At 61.3% G+C, this 17685-nt stretch carries 21 protein-coding genes and 1 pseudogene; 18 read left to right on the top strand and 4 right to left on the bottom strand.

Features of this window, described 5'->3' with window-relative positions:
• The first annotated feature begins 203 nt into the window (after positions 1–203).
• From V3W40_RS31145 to V3W40_RS31100, 10 genes are all read left to right on the top strand, one after another.
• The gene (locus tag V3W40_RS31145; protein WP_330208494.1) at positions 204–416 is read left to right on the top strand and encodes an AlpA family transcriptional regulator; all 213 of its coding nucleotides are present in this window, start codon (positions 204–206) and stop codon (positions 414–416) included.
• 46 nt (positions 417–462) lie between these two features.
• Positions 463–1338: a ParA family protein gene (locus tag V3W40_RS31140; protein ID WP_330208493.1), complete on the top strand. Its 876-nt coding sequence runs from the start codon at positions 463–465 to the stop codon at positions 1336–1338.
• Positions 1322–1582, top strand: coding sequence for a hypothetical protein (locus V3W40_RS31135; protein ID WP_330208492.1), 261 nt, complete (start codon positions 1322–1324; stop codon positions 1580–1582). Before V3W40_RS31140 ends, V3W40_RS31135 begins: the two co-directional genes overlap by 17 nt.
• Entirely contained in the window at positions 1575–3224 is a 1650-nt protein-coding gene (locus V3W40_RS31130; protein WP_330216305.1) for a ParB family protein, read from the top strand. The genes V3W40_RS31135 and V3W40_RS31130 overlap by 8 nt, the downstream gene beginning before the upstream one ends.
• A 15-nt stretch (positions 3225–3239) precedes the next feature.
• Complete coding sequence (locus V3W40_RS31125; protein ID WP_159933946.1) at positions 3240–3800, top strand: DUF2857 domain-containing protein; 561 nt, start codon at positions 3240–3242, stop codon at positions 3798–3800.
• A 3-nt stretch (positions 3801–3803) separates the two neighbouring features.
• Positions 3804–5039, top strand: coding sequence for an STY4528 family pathogenicity island replication protein (locus tag V3W40_RS31120; protein ID WP_330216304.1), 1236 nt, complete (start codon positions 3804–3806; stop codon positions 5037–5039).
• Between the two features lie 456 nt (positions 5040–5495).
• The gene (locus V3W40_RS31115) at positions 5496–6275 is read left to right on the top strand and encodes a PFL_4669 family integrating conjugative element protein (protein WP_330208489.1); all 780 of its coding nucleotides are present in this window, start codon (positions 5496–5498) and stop codon (positions 6273–6275) included.
• Positions 6272–6799 (top strand): DUF3158 family protein, encoded by a 528-nt coding sequence (locus tag V3W40_RS31110; RefSeq protein WP_330208488.1) that lies wholly within the window; start codon positions 6272–6274, stop codon positions 6797–6799. The genes V3W40_RS31115 and V3W40_RS31110 overlap by 4 nt, the downstream gene beginning before the upstream one ends.
• Before the next feature lie 73 nt (positions 6800–6872).
• Entirely contained in the window at positions 6873–7313 is a 441-nt protein-coding gene (locus V3W40_RS31105) for a single-stranded DNA-binding protein (protein WP_058396080.1), read from the top strand.
• 279 nt (positions 7314–7592) lie between these two features.
• Entirely contained in the window at positions 7593–9605 is a 2013-nt protein-coding gene (locus V3W40_RS31100; protein WP_330208487.1) for a DNA topoisomerase III, read from the top strand.
• 785 nt (positions 9606–10390) lie between these two features.
• Here V3W40_RS31100 and V3W40_RS31095 read toward each other — a convergent pair.
• Positions 10391–11302, bottom strand: a complete 912-nt coding sequence (locus tag V3W40_RS31095) for a hypothetical protein (RefSeq protein WP_330216303.1) — start codon at positions 11300–11302, stop codon at positions 10391–10393.
• 49 nt (positions 11303–11351) lie between these two features.
• Positions 11352–11813, bottom strand: a complete 462-nt coding sequence (locus tag V3W40_RS31090; protein WP_330208485.1) for a hypothetical protein — start codon at positions 11811–11813, stop codon at positions 11352–11354.
• 461 nt (positions 11814–12274) lie between these two features.
• Between V3W40_RS31090 and V3W40_RS31085 the strand changes: the two genes are divergently transcribed.
• The 6 genes from V3W40_RS31085 (at position 12275) to V3W40_RS31060 (ending at position 15828) form a co-directional block, all read left to right on the top strand.
• Positions 12275–12487 carry a hypothetical protein gene (locus tag V3W40_RS31085; protein WP_330208484.1) on the top strand — a complete coding sequence of 71 codons (213 nt, stop codon included), beginning with the start codon at positions 12275–12277 and terminating at the stop codon, positions 12485–12487.
• A gap of 21 nt (positions 12488–12508) precedes the next feature.
• Positions 12509–12901 carry a hypothetical protein gene (locus tag V3W40_RS31080; protein ID WP_330208483.1) on the top strand — a complete coding sequence of 131 codons (393 nt, stop codon included), beginning with the start codon at positions 12509–12511 and terminating at the stop codon, positions 12899–12901.
• Between the two features lie 211 nt (positions 12902–13112).
• Complete coding sequence (locus V3W40_RS31075; protein WP_330208482.1) at positions 13113–13850, top strand: DUF5983 family protein; 738 nt, start codon at positions 13113–13115, stop codon at positions 13848–13850.
• 96 nt (positions 13851–13946) lie between these two features.
• Positions 13947–14228, top strand: coding sequence for a uridylate kinase (locus tag V3W40_RS31070; RefSeq protein WP_330208481.1), 282 nt, complete (start codon positions 13947–13949; stop codon positions 14226–14228).
• Between the two features lie 290 nt (positions 14229–14518).
• Entirely contained in the window at positions 14519–15331 is an 813-nt protein-coding gene (locus tag V3W40_RS31065) for a GTPase (protein WP_330216302.1), read from the top strand.
• Positions 15332–15474: 143 nt separating this feature from the next.
• The gene (locus V3W40_RS31060) at positions 15475–15828 is read left to right on the top strand and encodes a DUF3085 domain-containing protein (protein ID WP_330216301.1); all 354 of its coding nucleotides are present in this window, start codon (positions 15475–15477) and stop codon (positions 15826–15828) included.
• Between the two features lie 154 nt (positions 15829–15982).
• On the opposite strand, the gene V3W40_RS31055 is transcribed toward V3W40_RS31060, so the two are convergent.
• Positions 15983–16609, bottom strand: a complete 627-nt coding sequence (locus V3W40_RS31055) for a hypothetical protein (RefSeq protein ID WP_330208478.1) — start codon at positions 16607–16609, stop codon at positions 15983–15985.
• A 144-nt stretch (positions 16610–16753) separates the two neighbouring features.
• On the opposite strand from V3W40_RS31055, the pseudogene V3W40_RS31050 reads away from it, so the two are divergent.
• Both V3W40_RS31050 and V3W40_RS31045 read left to right on the top strand, forming a co-directional pair.
• Positions 16754–16964: pseudogene (locus tag V3W40_RS31050) on the top strand (DUF3577 domain-containing protein); the annotation flags it as partial.
• The gene (locus V3W40_RS31045) at positions 16947–17120 is read left to right on the top strand and encodes a uridylate kinase (protein WP_442962884.1); all 174 of its coding nucleotides are present in this window, start codon (positions 16947–16949) and stop codon (positions 17118–17120) included. The pseudogene V3W40_RS31050 and the gene V3W40_RS31045, both read left to right, overlap by 18 nt.
• Positions 17121–17283: 163 nt before the next feature.
• Here V3W40_RS31045 and V3W40_RS31040 read toward each other — a convergent pair whose 3' ends face one another.
• Positions 17284–17613: a hypothetical protein gene (locus V3W40_RS31040; RefSeq protein WP_330208476.1), complete on the bottom strand. Its 330-nt coding sequence runs from the start codon at positions 17611–17613 to the stop codon at positions 17284–17286.
• Positions 17614–17685: the final 72 nt, after the last annotated feature.

Raw genomic sequence — 17685 nt, 5'->3', positions numbered from 1 at the left:
ATAACGACACAACGGCCCTTGGTGGGGCAACCAAGGCGACGAGTTCGCCAATGTCCAGAAGGATGTCCGTAGCGCAGTCGCGTGGCGATTTCCAACATGTATGCGCAATCGCGGAGATTGCATTTGCGATGTCTTTCCGCAGCCACGTCTATTGAATAGGGCTCACGCCAACAAACGCCACTTAGCGTTCAGGAGTGACCACCATGTTGCAAACACCGCTACTGCAACCGAACGAGCGCCGCATCCTGCGGCTCAGTGAAGTCGAAGCGAAGTCTGGTTTCAAGCGCGCTCACATCTACAACCTGATGAAGAAGCATCAGTTCCCGCAGGCGCTGCGCCTCGGCGTACGGGCGGTGGGCTGGGACTCGGTCGAGATCGACCAGTGGATCGCCGAACGCCTCAATAACCGGACCTGATCCGCTCCCCTCTTCGGATTTTCCTATCCGTTAGACGGAGAGCGCCATGCAGGTTGTATCCATCATCTCGACCAAGGGCGGCGTTGGCAAAACGACCACAGCCGCCAACCTCGGCGGGCTCGCCGCGGATGCGGGGCTGCGCGTCCTGCTGCTCGACCTGGACGTGCAGCCAACGCTGTCCTCTTACTACGAATTGGTCCACCGCGCCCCCAGCGGCATCTACGAGTTGTTGGCATTCAACGAGCGCGACCTGGGCCGGCTCATTTCGCGCACGATCATCGCGGGCCTCGACCTGGTGCTCTCTAACGACCCTCGGGGCGAACTGAACACCTTGCTTTTACATGCACCAGATGGGCGCCTGCGGCTGCGGCACCTGCTGCCGATGCTGGCGCCGTTCTACGACCTGGCGTTGATCGACACCCAGGGCGCACGCTCCGTGCTGCTGGAGATGGCGGTGCTGGCCTCCAATTTGGCGCTGTCTCCGGTCACGCCCGAAATACTTGCAGCCCGCGAGCTACGGCGCGGCACCATGCAGTTGCTGGAGGACATCGCGCCGTACCGACACCTCGGCATCGAACCACCGCCGCTGAACCTGCTGATCAACCGCGTCCACCCCGTGTCCGCTAACGCGCGGCTAATCCAGCAGGCCTTGCGTGATCTGTTCCAAGACCATGCGGACATCCGCGTGCTTGGCACCGACGTGCCGGCCATTGAAGCCTATCCGCGCGCCGCGACCCGTGGTCTGCCGGTGCATCGTGTCGAGCATCGCCAGCCACCGGGCAGAGTTGCGCCCGCTGCGCTCGACACCATGCGCGCGCTCGCCGGCGAACTGTTTCCTGAGTGGCAAGACAGATTTGTCCACGTATCCGGTCGTCCATCATATCCTCTTAAAGCTGGGAGGCCTCATGGCGAACGCACATGAACTGGCTCGCGGCCACAAGCGACTGCGCACCCTGATCGAATTTGCGATCGGCGAAGGCTGGCACGTCAAGCGCACACCGGGCGGACACCTCAAGTTCACCAAGGCCGGCTGCTCCGCTATCTACACCAGCTCAACCGCAAGCGATTACCGGGCGACTCTCAACGCCCGGGCGCAGATCCGCCGTGCCGAGCGCGAGGCCCGCATGGCCCGGGCCGCCAACGCCGAGGGATGCGACCATGGCTGAGATGACCTCCCAGGACATGGCCGGCAAGCTGCTTGCAGCCGGGTTCGAGCGCAGCGGTCCATCGGTCACGACCTTGAGCGACCCGATCACCGACACACCGATGGTTGTGACGTTGGACCAGTTGCGGCCTTACGATCACGACCCCCGCAAAAAGCGCAACTCGGCCTACGATGAAATCAAGGCGTCCATCCGCGAACGCGGCCTGGATGCGGCACCGGCCATCACGCGCCGTCCGGGCGACGGGCACTACATCATTCGTAACGGTGGCAACACGCGCCTCGCGATCCTGCGTGAACTCTGGACAGAGACGAAGGACGAGCGCTTCTTCCGCATATCGTGCCTGTTCCGGCCCTGGCCTGCACGCGGAGAAATCGTCGCACTGACCGGCCACCTCGCCGAGAACGAGCTGCGCGGTGGCCTCACGTTCATCGAGCGCGCCTTGGGCGTCGAAAAAGCCCGCGAGTTCTATGAAGAGGAAAGCGGTGCCACGCTGAGCCAGTCCGAACTGGCCCGCCGCCTGGTCGCCGACGGCTACCCCGTACAGCAGTCGCACATCAGCCGCATGGCCGATGCGGTGCGCTACCTGCTGCCCGCGATTCCGACCGTGCTCTATGGCGGCCTGGGCCGCCATCAGGTCGAGCGGCTGTCGGTCATGCGCAAAGCCTGCGAGCGCACCTGGGAGTACTACGCCAAAGGCCGCTCCCTTCCATTGGATTTCGACGACTTCTTTCAAGAGGTGCTGTCGCAATTCGATACCCAGGCCGACGAATTCGCCCCGCAGCGGGTACAGGACGAGCTGATCGGTCAGATGTCAGAACTGCTGGGCGTCAATTACGACGTGCTGGCACTGGACCTGAACGAATCCGAGAGCCGCTACCGTGCGCTGGTCAGCGACCCAACTCTGCCGTCGGCACCGCCCGCATTGCCTGAGCATGGAGCCATCGCGCGGCCGCCCGTCGGACCAGCGCCGACCACCGATAGGCCTTCGCCACCTACAGCGCGGTCAGCTGGCGACCGCATCACACACGAGAATGATACGGCCGGTGGCGAAGCATCTGCGGCCCCACCTGCGACAGAGGATGCGGAGCGACTGCAAGACCATATCGTCTCGCCGGCACCGACTACAGAGCGGCTCCAGTCCATCCAGCGGATGATCGCGGACGAGTTAGGCGATGCGCTACCGCCCGACTTCTCAGCCAGCGTATTGCAGTCCATCCCGGTGCAAGCCGGTGGCCTCTATCCCATCTCCGACGTCTGGTACATCGACCCCGGCCTGGAAGCACCCGACCGGCTGCGCATCCATATCGCACAGTTCGCGCGCGAAATCGCTGGCGAGGCGAATTTGGTCGAGTTCATCGAAGACCGCCCCGACGGCATCGGGTTCGCATGCCGCGCCCGCGGCCAGGCTGCTTTGCCGCTTGGATACGCCGTGCTGGCACTGCTGGGGTCTCTGGCCGGTCAGCAGCCGGTCGATGCTGATCTCAACGGGCAACTCGTCACCGATCTGCCGGCACTGCTACATGGTCAAGGCGATGTCACCAGGCGATTGAGCGATACCGCGCTGGTCAAGCTATTCCGGTTGCTGCGGCTGGCCCGGCGCCTGCTGGATCTGGAAGCCGGTGCCACGGCTCCCGATTCTTGAACGAGGAAAGCCAGCATGTCTGCACCACACCCCCTCAACCAAGCCGTCATCGCCCAAGCACTCTATGACCTGCGCAATGGGCAATTGCGTCGTTGCAAATCCATGGGGTTCGGGGAGGAAGAGTTGGATGCGCTCAAGCACCCGGTGCTGATCAGCGTACTGGCAAACGCCAGCGTCTCGTGGTGTTCCGTGACAGTCAACCGCGAAGTGCTCCTTCGGCTGCTAAAGCAGGCACAGGAAGTGGAGAAGGAAATCGCCACGGTTGATCGCATGCTCAGGCTAGCAGCAAGTACAGAAATGGTAAGCCGCTTCTACGGCCTGACCCATCAGGAGGTCGCCCTTCGCCGCGAAGTCCTTGGCCTGCCCAAGCGCAAAGGGCGCCATGCCGTTTTAGATGAAGCACAGGACACGGAGCTGTGGCGGCAGTGGAAGGCCCTGACCAGCAGCAGAAACGTCAATCTGGAGGACGATACCTCGATTCTCGATGCGGCCATGGATTTGGCAGAAGCCATGTCACTGCCGCTGTCGGTGGTGTGGGCCGCGATCAAGAACTGGATCGACCAAGGATTGGGATGACCCATGGCCGTGGATGACGCAGCTCCGCGAGCACCACGCCAAGGCCCCGTAGCCCTCGCCGATCTGTTCGACAGCGCGCTGAAAGACCTTACGCCCAAACCCAGCGAGCCTGCGCCTAAGCCTAAGTCCGGGGACGGTTTCCTGTTCAGCGGCAATCGGCACGAAAGCGTACCGCGGCGGCTGTTCCTCGATCGACGCCTGACGCCACTGGAGCGTAATGCGTGGCAAGTGTTCCGGATGATGCTCAACGAGGATGGCGTCACCGCGTTTCCGACGTACGAGCAACTTCGGCCATGGCTCGCGTCGACACCCTGTGCCGGACAAGCCTCCCACGAGACCGTGGCACGCGCCTTGACGCTGTTGCGCCTGACACGCTGGTTGAGCCTCGTGCGCAGGCGCCGCGACCCCAAGACCGGACGCATCCTCGGCAACCTCTATGTGCTGCACGATGAGCCCTTGACCCCGTTCGAGGCTATGCAGCTTGACGCCGACTATCTGGAGCTGGTCAGCCAGTCACTGGGCCATTCCGCGAAGGCCGTGCAGATGGTGGGACTCAACACCCTTAAGGAAATCGCGGAAGACCCGCTGCTGTCTGGCCGCACGTTGCCGTCGCGGCTGCAGGTGCTTGCCGAACGCCTGGCCCAACAGGGCATCGCTGCATCCGAGAGTTATCCACAAGAAGACGCTACCCACAATTCCGAAGAAGGGGTTTCGAGCCTTCTTCGGAATGGCGAACAGCACTCTTCGGAATCCGAAGCAGGGCTGAAACCTGCGCCGGACGGCTCTCTTCGGAATCCGAATCAGGACCGTACTGTACGTAGTAAAAGTATTAATGAAGTACGTACTACCGTGCGTGAGCGTGAGCGTGAGCGTGGGCACGTGCGCGCGATGCCGGGTGTTCGCATGCCCGATCGATTCCTGAGTCTGAAGGAAGAGCAGCAGGCCGGCGCGCTGGTGGCGTTACAGCAAGTCGATGCGCCACTGAGGCAAGCCGTGCTGGACGAATGGGCAGACCGCTGTCGAGGCTCGGCCATTCGCAACCCAGCAGGGTATTTGTTCGGCATCATCCAGCGCGCCATCCGGGGCGAGTTCAACGCATCGGCCAAGCAAGCGGGATCGGCACCAACGACGCCTGCCGCTGCGTACGATGGACCACCAGATTCGCCACGCAACGTGGTTCCGACCGAAGTGGCTCGGCAGCACATCGAACGGCTACGCGGCCTTCTGGGCAAGGCCTGACTTTTCGAGCCGCAGGTCATGAAGCAGATGCCCATGGCGGTCAGTAGCGCTATCCCCTGGGGATAGCCGCACGGACGTACAGGACGCCGAGCAGATATGGGGCAGGCATCGGGGTGCCATGCACAGGATCATATGTGTGCGACCTGTCCTTAGCGAACAGCGCTCCTTGGCGCGCCATGGAGCTATCCCCTGGGGATAATTGGCCATTCCGAAGGGCAGCACAACAGGCAGGCACAGCGCCGCCATCGGAGGTCATGCACGGATCGCGCGTATCCGAGCAGCCTCAGCGAGCAGCATCCAGTGGCGCTCGATGGAGCTATCCCCTGGGGATAGCTCGCGCCGCTCGTAGCGGCCACGCCCTAAACCGGGGCTTGGCCGATTTCGGTTTGTTGACTGACGGCCTTCCGCCGCATGCCAATGCTGGCTGCTCCTTTTCCCAAAGCGAGCGGACACACCATGGCAACCAATGAACCTTTGCAATTGAATCTCGGCTCGTTGCGCAGCGCGATGTCGCTGACGCTGCATACCCATCACGCATCCCGCATTTGGCATGGCCGCGCTGCCGCCGAGGGGCGACCGGGCATCGTCGGCCTGAACGGCTACATCGCCGTGATGAACAAGATGAAGCGCGGCTCGGAGCAGGACGACCCATACAGCGATTGGTGGATGCTGCGCATCGAGGAAAAACTCGACCAGACCAAGACCACGCTGCAATCGCTGCGCGAACAGGTGGATCAGGCATTGGCAGGCGTCCCCGCCGCATTGAGCCTAGGCGAGAACCTCAACGTGCAGCCGGTTAAATTGCCCCTCTTCGTCAACGCCCAGCTCGGCTTTGCCGCGGTCTATCTCCTGGCCGATTACGACGACATCGCCCGCAAGCTGATCCTTGCCCATCACACCGCACTCATCGACCGCAGCACGCTGGAGCGCTGGCTCAACGAGGGTGCGCATGCGCTGCGCAGCCTGTTCAGCCTGGCACAGCAATACCGCTACTCGGGCTGCACTCGGGATGATCTCGCGGCCAAGAATGCGGCGGCGCGGGTCGCGCTGGAAAAATTCGGCGAGCTGCCGCAAGACGTACTCGAAGGCACACGACGCTCGAAGTTTTCGCCGCCCATCGTGCGCCGCGGGCTCCAACAGCGCGGTGATAGCGCTGCCGCAGCCGCACCTCCCACCGACGAAAGCACTGCCGCCGATCCGGCCGAGGCCAGCACCGTCGAGGACGAACAGGCATGAGCGACCCGAACCGCGAACCGCGCTACTTCCGTGGTCTGGAACAGCCAGCCTTCATGCGGCTGGAACACGCGGCCTCTCTAAAAGGCCTTTTAAAGCCTTTTAAAGGTAAAGGGGACTTCGAGGCCTGGGCCAACCAGTGCTTCGCCATGCGCGACGAGTTAATTGCCCTGGCGCAGCGGCAGGTGCTGCCACAGGCATGTGGGCATCCATTCCACCTGCTTTCCATCGAACTGGCCCAGCAGACCACTGGTGCAGGCACCACCTTTCTTCGCTGGCGCAGGCACGACAGGTCGGCGATGGGCGTGGCGCTGTGGCAGGAGCTGATAGCCAGCACCAGCACGCCGGTCAACCTATTGGCCGATCTGCACGCGATCGAGCTTCAGCGCATCACGTTGAACATGCAGATCAGCCTGCTGCACACGCTGGGCAGGCAAGCGCAGGAATGCGCCAGCAAGGCCGACGAAGCGGATGCCGCCTATCTGCGCCGGCTCACGTCCCTCCCTGCCGCGATGCGCGATCGATGACTGCGCCCGGCATTCCTGCACGCGCCTGGGGCCGAAGAGGCACGGGCATTTCAACCACCACGGAGATTGCATCATGAGCACGCATTTTTCTGGCGAAGGCAACATCGGCTCGCCACCGGAGTATCGCGAATTCCCCAATGGCAACGACGAGCCCAGCCGCCTCCTGCGCCTGAACGTCTATTTCGACAACCCCGTTCCCAAGAAGGACGGTTCTTTCGAGGATCGCGGAGGCTTTTGGGCACCCGTGGAACTCTGGCACCGCGATGCCGAGCACTGGAAGGATCTTTACCAGAAAGGCATGCGCGTGCTGGTCGTCGGCCGCATGGAGCGTGAATCTTGGACGGACAACGAGGATCAGCCACGCGAAACCTGGCAGATCAACGCGCGCAGCGTCGGCATCCTGCCGTACCGCATTGAGTCCGTGGCCCTTAGCCCGAAGCCCCAGGAGGCAGAGCCGAAGCCCCAAGCCGCCCAGGAAACGACTGCGCCGAAAGAGGCGAAGCGTAGGAAATGACCCAGCATGGAGGGCGAACGCCGCAGTGCTCCGCCCTCCTCCGCTCGCCACAAATTATCCCCAGGGGATAGCTCCACCTACGTCCACCGAAGTCCACGCCCTCCCGTATACCTCGGCTCCCTACCCGCGCACTTCCGGCTACGCGTCTTTCTCCAAAGCGATTTCATCCTCCGTGAAAGCGATCGCCGCAGCATGCGGCTTGTTTGCTGCTGCTCTTGGCAGCGCTCGGCATCCTCGATTCCAACAACTCAATGAACCACGGAAATCGAGCGGACGGGCATGCGGCTGTTCTTGTGCGAGAAGCCCTCCCAGGGCAAAGACATTGGCCGGATTCTCGGCGCCACACAACGCGGTGAAGGTTGCCTTTATGGGGCCGACGTCACCGTCACCTGGTGCATCGGCCATCTCGTCGAAGCGGCACCGCCCGAGGCCTATGACGAGCAGCTCAAGCGCTGGTCCATCGAACAGTTGCCCATCATTCCCGAGCAATGGAGGGTCGAGGTCAAACCGAAGACCGCCACGCAATTCAAAGTCGTCAAAGCCCTCCTGGCTAAGACAACCCATCTCGTTATCGCCACCGATGCCGATCGCGAGGGCGAACTCATCGCTCGCGAAATTATCGACCTGTGCGGCTATCGCGGACCTATAGAACGGCTCTGGCTGTCAGCCCTCAACGATACGTCCATTCGCACCGCGCTCGGCAAGCTTCGGCCATCGGCCGAGACGCTGCCGATGTACTACTCGGCGCTGGCGCGCTCTCGGGCGGATTGGCTCGTCGGCATGAACCTCAGCCGGTTGTTCACGGTGCTGGGACGGCAGGCAGGTTACGACGGAGTGTTGTCGGTCGGCCGCGTCCAGACTCCGACCCTTAAGCTCGTGGTGGACCGCGACCGGGAGATCGCTGCCTTCGTTTCCATACCCTTCTGGGCCATCGACGTGTCCCTGTCTGCAAGCAGCCAGACTTTCACCGCACAATGGGTTGCTCCCGAGGCCTGCTCCGACGACGCGGGCCGCTGCCTGCAGCAGCCGGTGGCACAGCAGGCCGCGCAGCAGATCCGCGTAGTCGGCAGCGCCCAGATCATCTCAGTCGAAACCGAGCGCGTGCGGGAAGGTCCGCCGCTGCCGTTCGACCTGGGCACTTTGCAGGAGGTGTGCTCCAAGCAGCTTGGGCTGGACGTGCAGGACACCTTGGACATCGCCCAGGCTCTGTACGAGACGCACAAAGCCACCACGTACCCCCGTTCGGATTCCGGCTACCTACCCGAAAGCATGTTCGCCGAGGTGCCCACGGTCCTCGACAGCCTGCTCAAGACCGATCCCTCGCTGCGACCGATCATGGACCAGCTCGACCGCTCCGTGCGCTCGCGTGCCTGGAACGACGCGAAGGTGTCAGCGCACCACGGCATCATCCCGACGCTCGAACCGGCAAACCTTTCGGATATGAGTGAGAAGGAGCTGGCGGTGTACAGGCTCATCCGGGCGCATTACCTGGCACAGTTCCTTCCGCATCACGAGTTCGACCGCACCGTGGCGAACTTCTCCTGCGGCCAGCAGAAACTGGCAGCGACCGGCAAGCAGGTCATGGTCAAGGGCTGGCGCCTGGTTCTGGCTGAGCCTCAGCCAGATGAGGAAGGCGATGCCGCTGCGCGCAGCCAAGTGCTGCCCGCGCTGCGCAAGGGCCTGGCGTGCCAAGTGGCCGGTGTCGATCTGAAGGCGCTCAAGACGTTGCCACCTCGTCCCTACACGCAGGGCGAGTTGGTCAAGTCCATGAAAGGCGTTGCCAAGCTGGTCTCGGATCCGCGCTTGAAACAGAAGCTCAAGGATACGGTCGGCATCGGTACCGAAGCGACACGGGCCAACATCATCGGCGGCCTGATCGCACGTGGCTACCTCGTGAAAAAGGGGCGCGCCATCCGCGCTTCGGAGGCAGCCTTCACCCTGATCGGCGCGGTGCCGGCGGCAATTGCCGATCCGGGCACCACCGCTGTCTGGGAACAGGCACTCGACATGATCGAAGCCGGCCAGCTCACGCTGGACGTGTTCATCGGCAAGCAGGCCGCATGGATTTCACAGTTGATCGCGCAGTACGGTAGCGCGTCCCTGTCCATTAAGGTTCCCCAAGGGCCGGCATGCCCGCAGTGTGGCGCACCTACCCGCCAGCGCAGCGGCAAAAGCGGCCCGTTCTGGTCGTGCAGTCGCTACCCCGACTGCAAAGGCACGCTGCCAATCGAATCCGGCACGTCCAAGCGTGCAGCCTCACGCCCGCGCCGTGGTGGCCGCAAAGGCTCCTGACCGACCCCGTTCCCCCGTGAGCCGTGCTCGCCGTCGGCGGCGTGGCTCGTGTCCCGCACGCCCTGCGGGACGCCCAGCGCGCAACGCCTTCTTGATCCGTGTGCGCGTCCCGCCCAGCCGTCCCCGGCCGCGGGACCTGAAGGTTATTTCTCCACGAATCGCGCCACGCGCGCTCTGCTGATCTGCGTTTCTTCCGCCCATCGCGAAGGGTCCCCCGATGGCTTGCCCACTCACGCAAGCCATCGGGAGACCCCTTGCGGTCAGCGGTATTCGGTGCCGGTGCCCGCCGGCGCAAAAACGGGCTCCCTTTGTGCGCGGATGTGCGCCAGACAATGCCGGCCCCAGCCACGACATGGGCCGGGTGTGATTGCTGACAGCAGACGGTTCTTGCGACGGCCGGGCCTGCCAATCAGCCCACGGGTGGCTTCTTCTTTCCTCCCGAGCCGAAGGCCTGCGGCCTTCGGCGCCTTTCTCCTGCCCATCAACGTCCCGGCCCACTGAAGTGCACTGGGCCATACGAACAGGAGAACCGACATGAATCCCCAACGCTGCGATACGCCGCGTAACACGCCGCTGCTCTACGGCAGTGTGTACAGCGGCATCGAGGCCGTGAGCCTAGCCTGGCAACCTCTCGACCTTGAAGCCGCGTGATTCGCCGAAATACAGCAAGGTCACGATGACGTCCAGGTTCGATGGCGGCAGCACTGTAGGGCCGATCAACGTTGCGACCGGAACAGAAGAAGCGGCTAGAGCACAACGCGGCGCCAAGCACAGCGCATTCATCCTCAGCGCTCCTGGTCCCTTGCTTCTTCGCCCGGCTCGTTTGAGGGAAGCAGCCCTTCGCCAAGGCTGAAAGACTTGACCTGCATACGGCAGCCGCTTCCCCCCTCAAGTGGCTGGGCTTCCAGCGGGATGGCGTCCAGGTAGGTACCTGCGCCGTCCACGGTACAGCCAACCGCATCGCCAGGCGATTCCGTAAAGCCCCACTTCATCCCGCCGGACCACGTGCAGACGCTTTGACGGTCGTTCTGCCAGCGCGTACAGGGCTGACCCTTGATCTGCTCTTCGCCCATCAGTCTCCAGCCTATGGACTGTAGGTTCTGACGTTCTTGAATGCGTGAGTCGCTGTCGATCGCTTCATACATACCGGTATCGTCTTCAATCTCACCATGGTCCGTGTGCTTCTCAAGCCTGATGAGGCATGCACTTTGCACTCCATCGCCATCAGCGCCGAGCGTCCAAATAGTCTGCTGTGCGAACTGACGCCGTGCATCGATCAAAATCTCCACTTCACCGGTCCCCAGTCTGGCTTCCTCATCCGAAGATAGCGCGCGGGTGGGCCAACCCGATTCCCGGCAAGCGTCCAGTCTCGCTCGATAGTTTTTGCGCTCCCAATTCTCTCCATTCAGTAGCGACTCCCAAGCAAGCACAACGTGCAGAGCTGGGAGTGACTTGGCACCGCTATTGGAAGCTGACGTATGTTCCATTACGCCTTCGGCTGCACTCAACTGGCTGCTGTCCTGATTGCTGGACACCTTAAGCTCCGGACTGGCGATCTGGCTGCGAACGGCTCCGCCGAAAAAGGTGAATCCGACGATTGTGATGATCGTGATCAGGGCCATGATGATGCATGTGCCCATGCCGCGCCCCAGTAGCTTGCGGCCGAAGCGAATGTACTTGGGAGAGTTTTGTTTCATCAGTTTCTCCATCAAAGGGTTAACAATGATCCGCAAGTAATGAGGCGCACTATTGACCGAATAGAACCTGTGACATTGGGACAATAGAGCTACAGCCTGATGCGTCAGAGCTTTGGATTACCCCTTGACGATCAACTTTCAAGGTTACAGTGCATGCCGCAGGAATACGCTTGGGCTGATAAGTATTTACGAGAATCGGGCGCCCTTGAGAGGTATCCATGTAACTTCCTGTGCTGGTCGATTCATAGAAGCTGCGATCTGTCTGCCAGTTAAATTTTGCATATCCATCAGGGTCTGGCGAACTATAGCTTGCAAGGTACTCTGTAATAGTTTCGTGATTAGTGGACATGATGAGTGGATATTTAAATCCCGATCGCATCATTCCAGACACCAATGGGATGGCTTCCTCTATATTTCTTCCTTTGAGGCTATCGACTGTATCTCCTACGGGATTAGTAATTGCGCACCCCGCCATTGCCAGAAGACATATAACTATAACTACTTTAAGCATTCGTTCGCTCTCCAACCATTAATAAGAATGGCATTAGACCAACCCATCGTCTTATGGAGCAGCTCCGGACTTTGGAGGTTGGCATTACTCATAAACATTAATTTACCATTCTATATTTTTATATAGAGCATGCGTGCTATTGACTAAGCGCTAGCGTACCGCTCTTAAATTGACTTTATCTAATTTCAGCCCACGTCAATCGGGCTGTGCCGGTTGTCCATTTCTGGCTGACGTGGCGCCCCTCGCACATGAAGCTGCCCGCATGTGTCGCTGATCCGTCAGCACCATGCCAGCAGCCAGGGTTTCCAGGCTGCCGCGGAGCCTCTCCGCGTCACCCGCCAGTCCGCCATCGCATCGAGTCTGCGGACGCGCGTCCTCGTGATGCCGGTGCTTTTTTTAACCACCAGCGGGAGCTGCCATCCCGTGAGGGACAAGGCCCCGCTTCTCAAAGGAGCCAGTCCATGTCCCAGCAAGCCTCTTTCGGCCAGTTGGCCTTGATCCATTGCGGCAAGTTCCTGCCGCTCGAAGTTCTGCAAAGCGCCGCCGGCCACTACATAGGCACACGCGATATCGAGGGTCCCGTTTCTCGGGAATCCCGCGAGTACTTCCGCAGTTACGCCGCGGCCCAACGTGCCCTCGAAAGAGGCGGCTGGTCTCAGGACGCCATTCCCTAATCCAACAGGAGGAACCACGTGATGAACCAGCTTTTGCCACCGGAAATCGTCGATCAGATCACGCGAGAACAACAGCATTTCGCCGCCGCGCCCCAAGCCTTCTTCGAGGCCTGGAAGCGCGGTGTCGAGATCGCCGGCCCGCAATGGTTTGGCGACGGCACGCGCGAAGGCCTGAACCAGGCCAAGAGCAAGTGGGATCTGCGTCCCGACATGCTGCGTGCCAGCGATGCTCTCGGCGTCCTGAGCAGCGGAGAACGCATGTTCCTGTCCGCCATGTTCAGCTTCTACAACGCGCACGAGGGTGGAGCCATGCTCAAGCGCTGCCACTTCCACGGACTGTCGGACTTCGACGGTCTCGATCTGCAACGCCGCAAGGTCATCGCCAACCTACTGGTGAACTACTGCGGTTGGTGAGCCGGTCTCCGGCATATCACCGCCTTTTCGTTCGCTACCCCATGAGGGACATGTGCCACCAAGCCATGCCCCTCAATTTCTCCTCTGTCAGCCAGCGCCGATTGGCCCAAAGCCATCGATCAGTGCCGCCTGACGGCTTTTCCACTTCAATCCACCGGGTCCAATTCCCGGTGACGGGTATTGGCTCCATTATCCGATCTGGAGAAATCCCATGACCCAGAATCCCAATCCCTTTGTGCGCGGCTACTGGAATCTGAAAATCGTCCGCACGCTGTCCATCAGCTACGAGGACGGAAGCCCGCACGTCTGGCGAACCATCCACGCGAGCCAAGCGCATCTTGCCGACAACGACCTGATTTCATCGCCTTGCATCGTCACCAGCGACTTCGCGTTGATCAGGAACGGCTCTGAAGCCATCAGCGAGGAACTGGATGCCGAATGTGATGCTGCTGAAGACGTCAGCGGCGACGGCGTGGTTGGTGCCGTGGTGTATGGCATCCATGGCGACGGCTTCGACGGGCGCCCGGTTCACATCGGTGATACCTACTCGGCTGAGGCCGCGCGGGAAGTGGTACAGCGGCTGAGCTTCGAGACCGGCTTCTACAGCCGGTGTTGGGAAATCAGCACTGACCATATCACCGAGGAAGCCTGGCACTACCTGGCGAATCTGGCGGATCTCGCCACGCCGGAGAGATTTCTGTTCATCGCCTTCCGTATTCCGTACAGCCCGGCGATCGGCGTCAAGCTGATCTCCACGCCGTGGACGGACGAGCACCTGGACGACGCCGAGGGTATTACTGCCGCGCAACTTTGGCAGGAGCACCGGAGCAAGGGCATGCCGGAAGACTTGGCACAGATCCTTGAACTCGCAGGCCAGGCCGACGTGCGCATTCTCATCCTGGACGCCGACGCGCCGGTGTTGCCGGGGCTCCCGCTGAACGAGTCCTAGCGGCCGCGCACTGCGTCAACCCTCCTTTTCGTCATCCATGCCAGCCCGTCTCCCCATCAGGGCGCCGGGCTGCTTCACTTTCACAGGAGCAACCTCATGTTCCCGGACCTCATGACTCCCTGCGCCCAGGACTTCGAGCAGCACCTCGAGGCCTGCGTCAGTGCCATGTGCCAGGGTGATGCCATCGGCCAGGCCCTGGTGTTCGAGCGCGACAAGGGCAAGCTGCACATGCGCCACATCGCTACGCTGGACCTTGTGAACACCGACATCGACCGCTACGAGATGGTGGTGTTCGACGGCGGCAACACCAGCGGCGATTGTTGGAAGCACGTTTTCTTTCCACGGCAGCGCACGCACTATTTCGTGTACGACGCCTGACCCCCAGCCCCTCAACCGAGGGGCTTTTTTCTTGCCCGCAGCGCTGGAAAGCGGGTTCGAGACAGTACCGTTTCCTACGGGCGGAACTCTCACTCCGAGGCCATTCTTGTCCCATGTTCGTCGGCGTTGCCGACACATGCCCAGGCGGCCGAGACCTTCAAGGCTGCAAGTGCGGGAAACCGCACTGGTCGTTTCTTTCCACGGACGCCTCCGCGTCCATCCACGCCACCCACAAGGGACCTCTCCCTTGCGGGCGGGGAATCCCTTGGTTCTTCCTCAAGGAGATTCCCATGGACCGTTCCCTCATCAAATCCATGATGCCTTCGCTTGTCGCAGGCCATGTACCTCGTAACGTGCGGTCGTTCAAGTACCGCGTGTTCGACGATCAGCCGCAGTCTTCGACATTGGGCTTCGCCATCGATCCCATGCCCTTCGATGGGCGCGTGGTCGTGGCGACGGATGACGCCATCGTCGTCAAGCCCAAGCCCAGCGAGTTCGCTGTGCTTGATCCCAAACTGGTGACCGTCGTTCCAACCGAAGGCGCCAAGGTGCATGTCCAACCCTACGCGCGGCGCCGTTTCGACGGACTGCGCGCGGACACCCCGGAAATACGCACCGAGATGACGTCCGACGGCGTTCCCTACACCGTCAAGACGCACATCCTTGGCTCCGCGCCGGCCAAGCTGCCCATCCCCACGCCGCAGTGCATGGAACTGGGCCAGCTCATCGAGCAACTGGAGGAAATGCCGGCGCCCGATGGCTTCCGACGCATTACCCACATGCTGGTCGATGCGGGCGCTCGGGATTTCTCCTGGGTCGATCCGAAGCCGTCCAAGATCATCGAGACGCCCCCCGCGATCAGCTTCGCGGTCTCGACCGCGAAGTTCGAGGGCCGGGTGACGGTGCTGTACGACCGCGCGGGGGATACCTACGTGGTGGAGCTGCACCGAGACGGCGAATTGGTCGATCGGCATGACGAGATGTATTTCGACATGCTCGGCGAAGTGCTGGAGCGACTCATCGACGACGGCCGTTGGCGCCTGATCGACGTGAGTGTCATCGACGCGAAGGCGGCTCGACCACGCCAGGCACTGCCGGCATGACGCACCGCACCGAAGCCAGACGGCTCTTCGGCTGATCCAATCCTCCGTCACGGCGTTTCAGTCCCTCTGGCCTTGTGCCCCACAGGCTCTCCATCCACTCGGGTGGAGGGCCTTTTCTCTATTCCACATAGGAGATTTCAACCATGTCACTGCGATTTAAAAGCTCCGACCTGCGCCCCGTGTTGACCGAGGCGATCGCCAACCAATGCCGCGTCATCCTAGTCAAGGACCAAGGCGTGTACTTCCTTGCCGAGCACGGGGAGCGCCGCCCCGATGGACGCGTGAAGCTGTTGGCCTATGCCGTCGGCTGCAACCCGGATACCGATCCGTTCGACAACTGGTGGGAACTGGCGCGCGACGAACTAGGCGGCGACGACTTCGCGGAGTACTTCGATCCGAAGGACGGCGTATTCAGTCGCATGCTGCACTCCGCAGACGATCTGATGCTGTCCGCCACCACCACGCATCTGTCGCTAGAGGCAGTGCCTTCCGCATAGCGCGGCTTGCTGAGTCAGACTTGCGATCCAGCGGTCGGCAATGCCCCGAGTGAAGCAGCATCCGGACCAGTCCGGGCATTGATGCAGTAGTCCAAAAGAAAAGCCCTTCACTCATTGATGAAGGGCTTTTTTTAGACAACTGATTCAGAGCTATTTATCCACGCTTGAATAGGCGATCGTGCATCCACCCATCGTTGGTCAGAATGACTGCCGCCTTGGCCTGTACGTCTCCCTGAGTCTGTTCCGCAAAATTCTTGTAATTGGCACGCATGACTTCCGATTTGGCCCAGTCATCTGCACCGTCCACCTTGTAGCGATAGTTCACCTGCGACAGCCTTACGCCCATCATGTCGCTGGGTTCAGTGAAGTTGTCCACTTCCACGACGGTGTACTTGCCGGTGCAGAAGGCATCTTGTCCAGCCAGCGTGTTCGCACCATTGGCGACGAGGAATTTCTTGCCGATATCAGTGATTTGGTACTCGGTGGCCGGCTCCATCTTGTTGCCGAACATGGCTTTGACTTCGGTGTCTCGCTTCGTCAGCAGCCCGGCATCGACCAGCGCATCGGCGCGCTTCTTGTTCTGAGCGCCCAACATATCTTGATTCGCCAGGGTGAACGGCAAGCCCTTTGCAGGAATCGCAGCGCATAGACCCTTCTGAGTGTCCAGGTACGCCTGGATGGCCTTGCTGAAGTTGCTCTTGTTGGCGTCTTTGGCGCCGCCGCATGCGGCAAGCGTAAAGGCAAGGCTGCTGATGGCGACGATCTTGATGGCGGTATGCAAAACGAACTTCCTCTGTAGGTTAAGACAAGTGCGCGAAGGTGGGGGTCGCGCTTGAGCATTTTGCATAGTTAGCCATGACTGTTCCAGAGTGAGGCCCGCGCTGCATCACTTTACCGAAACTATGCTTGACCACAACTTTAGGATGCGCAACCGCTCCTGGCATGCACCGTCACCGCGCTGGTCGGCTCCGCCTGGGACCCCAGCTACCGCTACTTCGACGTCAAGGTCTTGAGTGCCGTGGCCCAAAAGCTCGTTCAGCGCTATATCGGCGTTGACGGTCCCAAGCTGCGCCCGCTGGTGCGCTTCCGCCTCGACGACCTCTGGGGCGATGCCGTACATCCGCAACAAGGGCAAACTGCACATAAGCCATGTCGCTACGCAGGACCTTGTGTACACCAACATCGACCGCTACGAGATGGTGGTGTTCGACGGCGGCAACACCAGCGGCAAGTGCTGGAAGCACGTCTTCTTTCCACGGCGGCGCACGCCCTGTTTCGTGTGCGACTCCTGATCCCCAGCCCCTCAACCGAGGGGCTTTTGCTTGCCCGAAGCGCTGGAAAGCGGGTGCGAGACGGTGCCGTTGCTCAGCAACCGATTCAACTGCTTCAGCGGCGCACGGATATCCCCGTAAAGTCTCAGAAGCAAGCGCTTTCTGGGTCAGCGGGCGATACCGGTCAAGGTGTGTAGCCCCACTGCGCGATGATGGCTTCCAGAATGGCTTGATTCGGTGCGGTCGCGCCTGGACATGTCATCAGAAATGTCCGACGTGCCGCCGCCGTGGCCGGCGGGTTGAACGCCGGACTCCATACCTGGATGGTGTGGAAGACTGCGATTGGCGCTGCACATTGGGGACTCGGAGTGCCGAAGCCGGACACGCTGGCCATGCAAAGAAAGACCGAGCAAGGATCCGGCGCCTGGGCGCGAGCTGGTGCGCTCAGGCCAAGGCCTAAAGCCGCAGCCAGTGCGAAAGTGGCGGAAATGGCGGAAATGGCGCGTAGTTTCATGATGAACCTCCCTGGTATTGGTTGAAATAACGTGCTTGTTTCTGGACGACTTGCGATAAGCGTGGCTCAACG

This window comes from Pseudomonas sp. AM8 (assembly GCF_036346475.1).
Taxonomy (GTDB): domain Bacteria; phylum Pseudomonadota; class Gammaproteobacteria; order Pseudomonadales; family Pseudomonadaceae; genus Aquipseudomonas; species Aquipseudomonas marginalis.
This window is presented reverse-complemented; position numbering and strand designations above follow the sequence as displayed.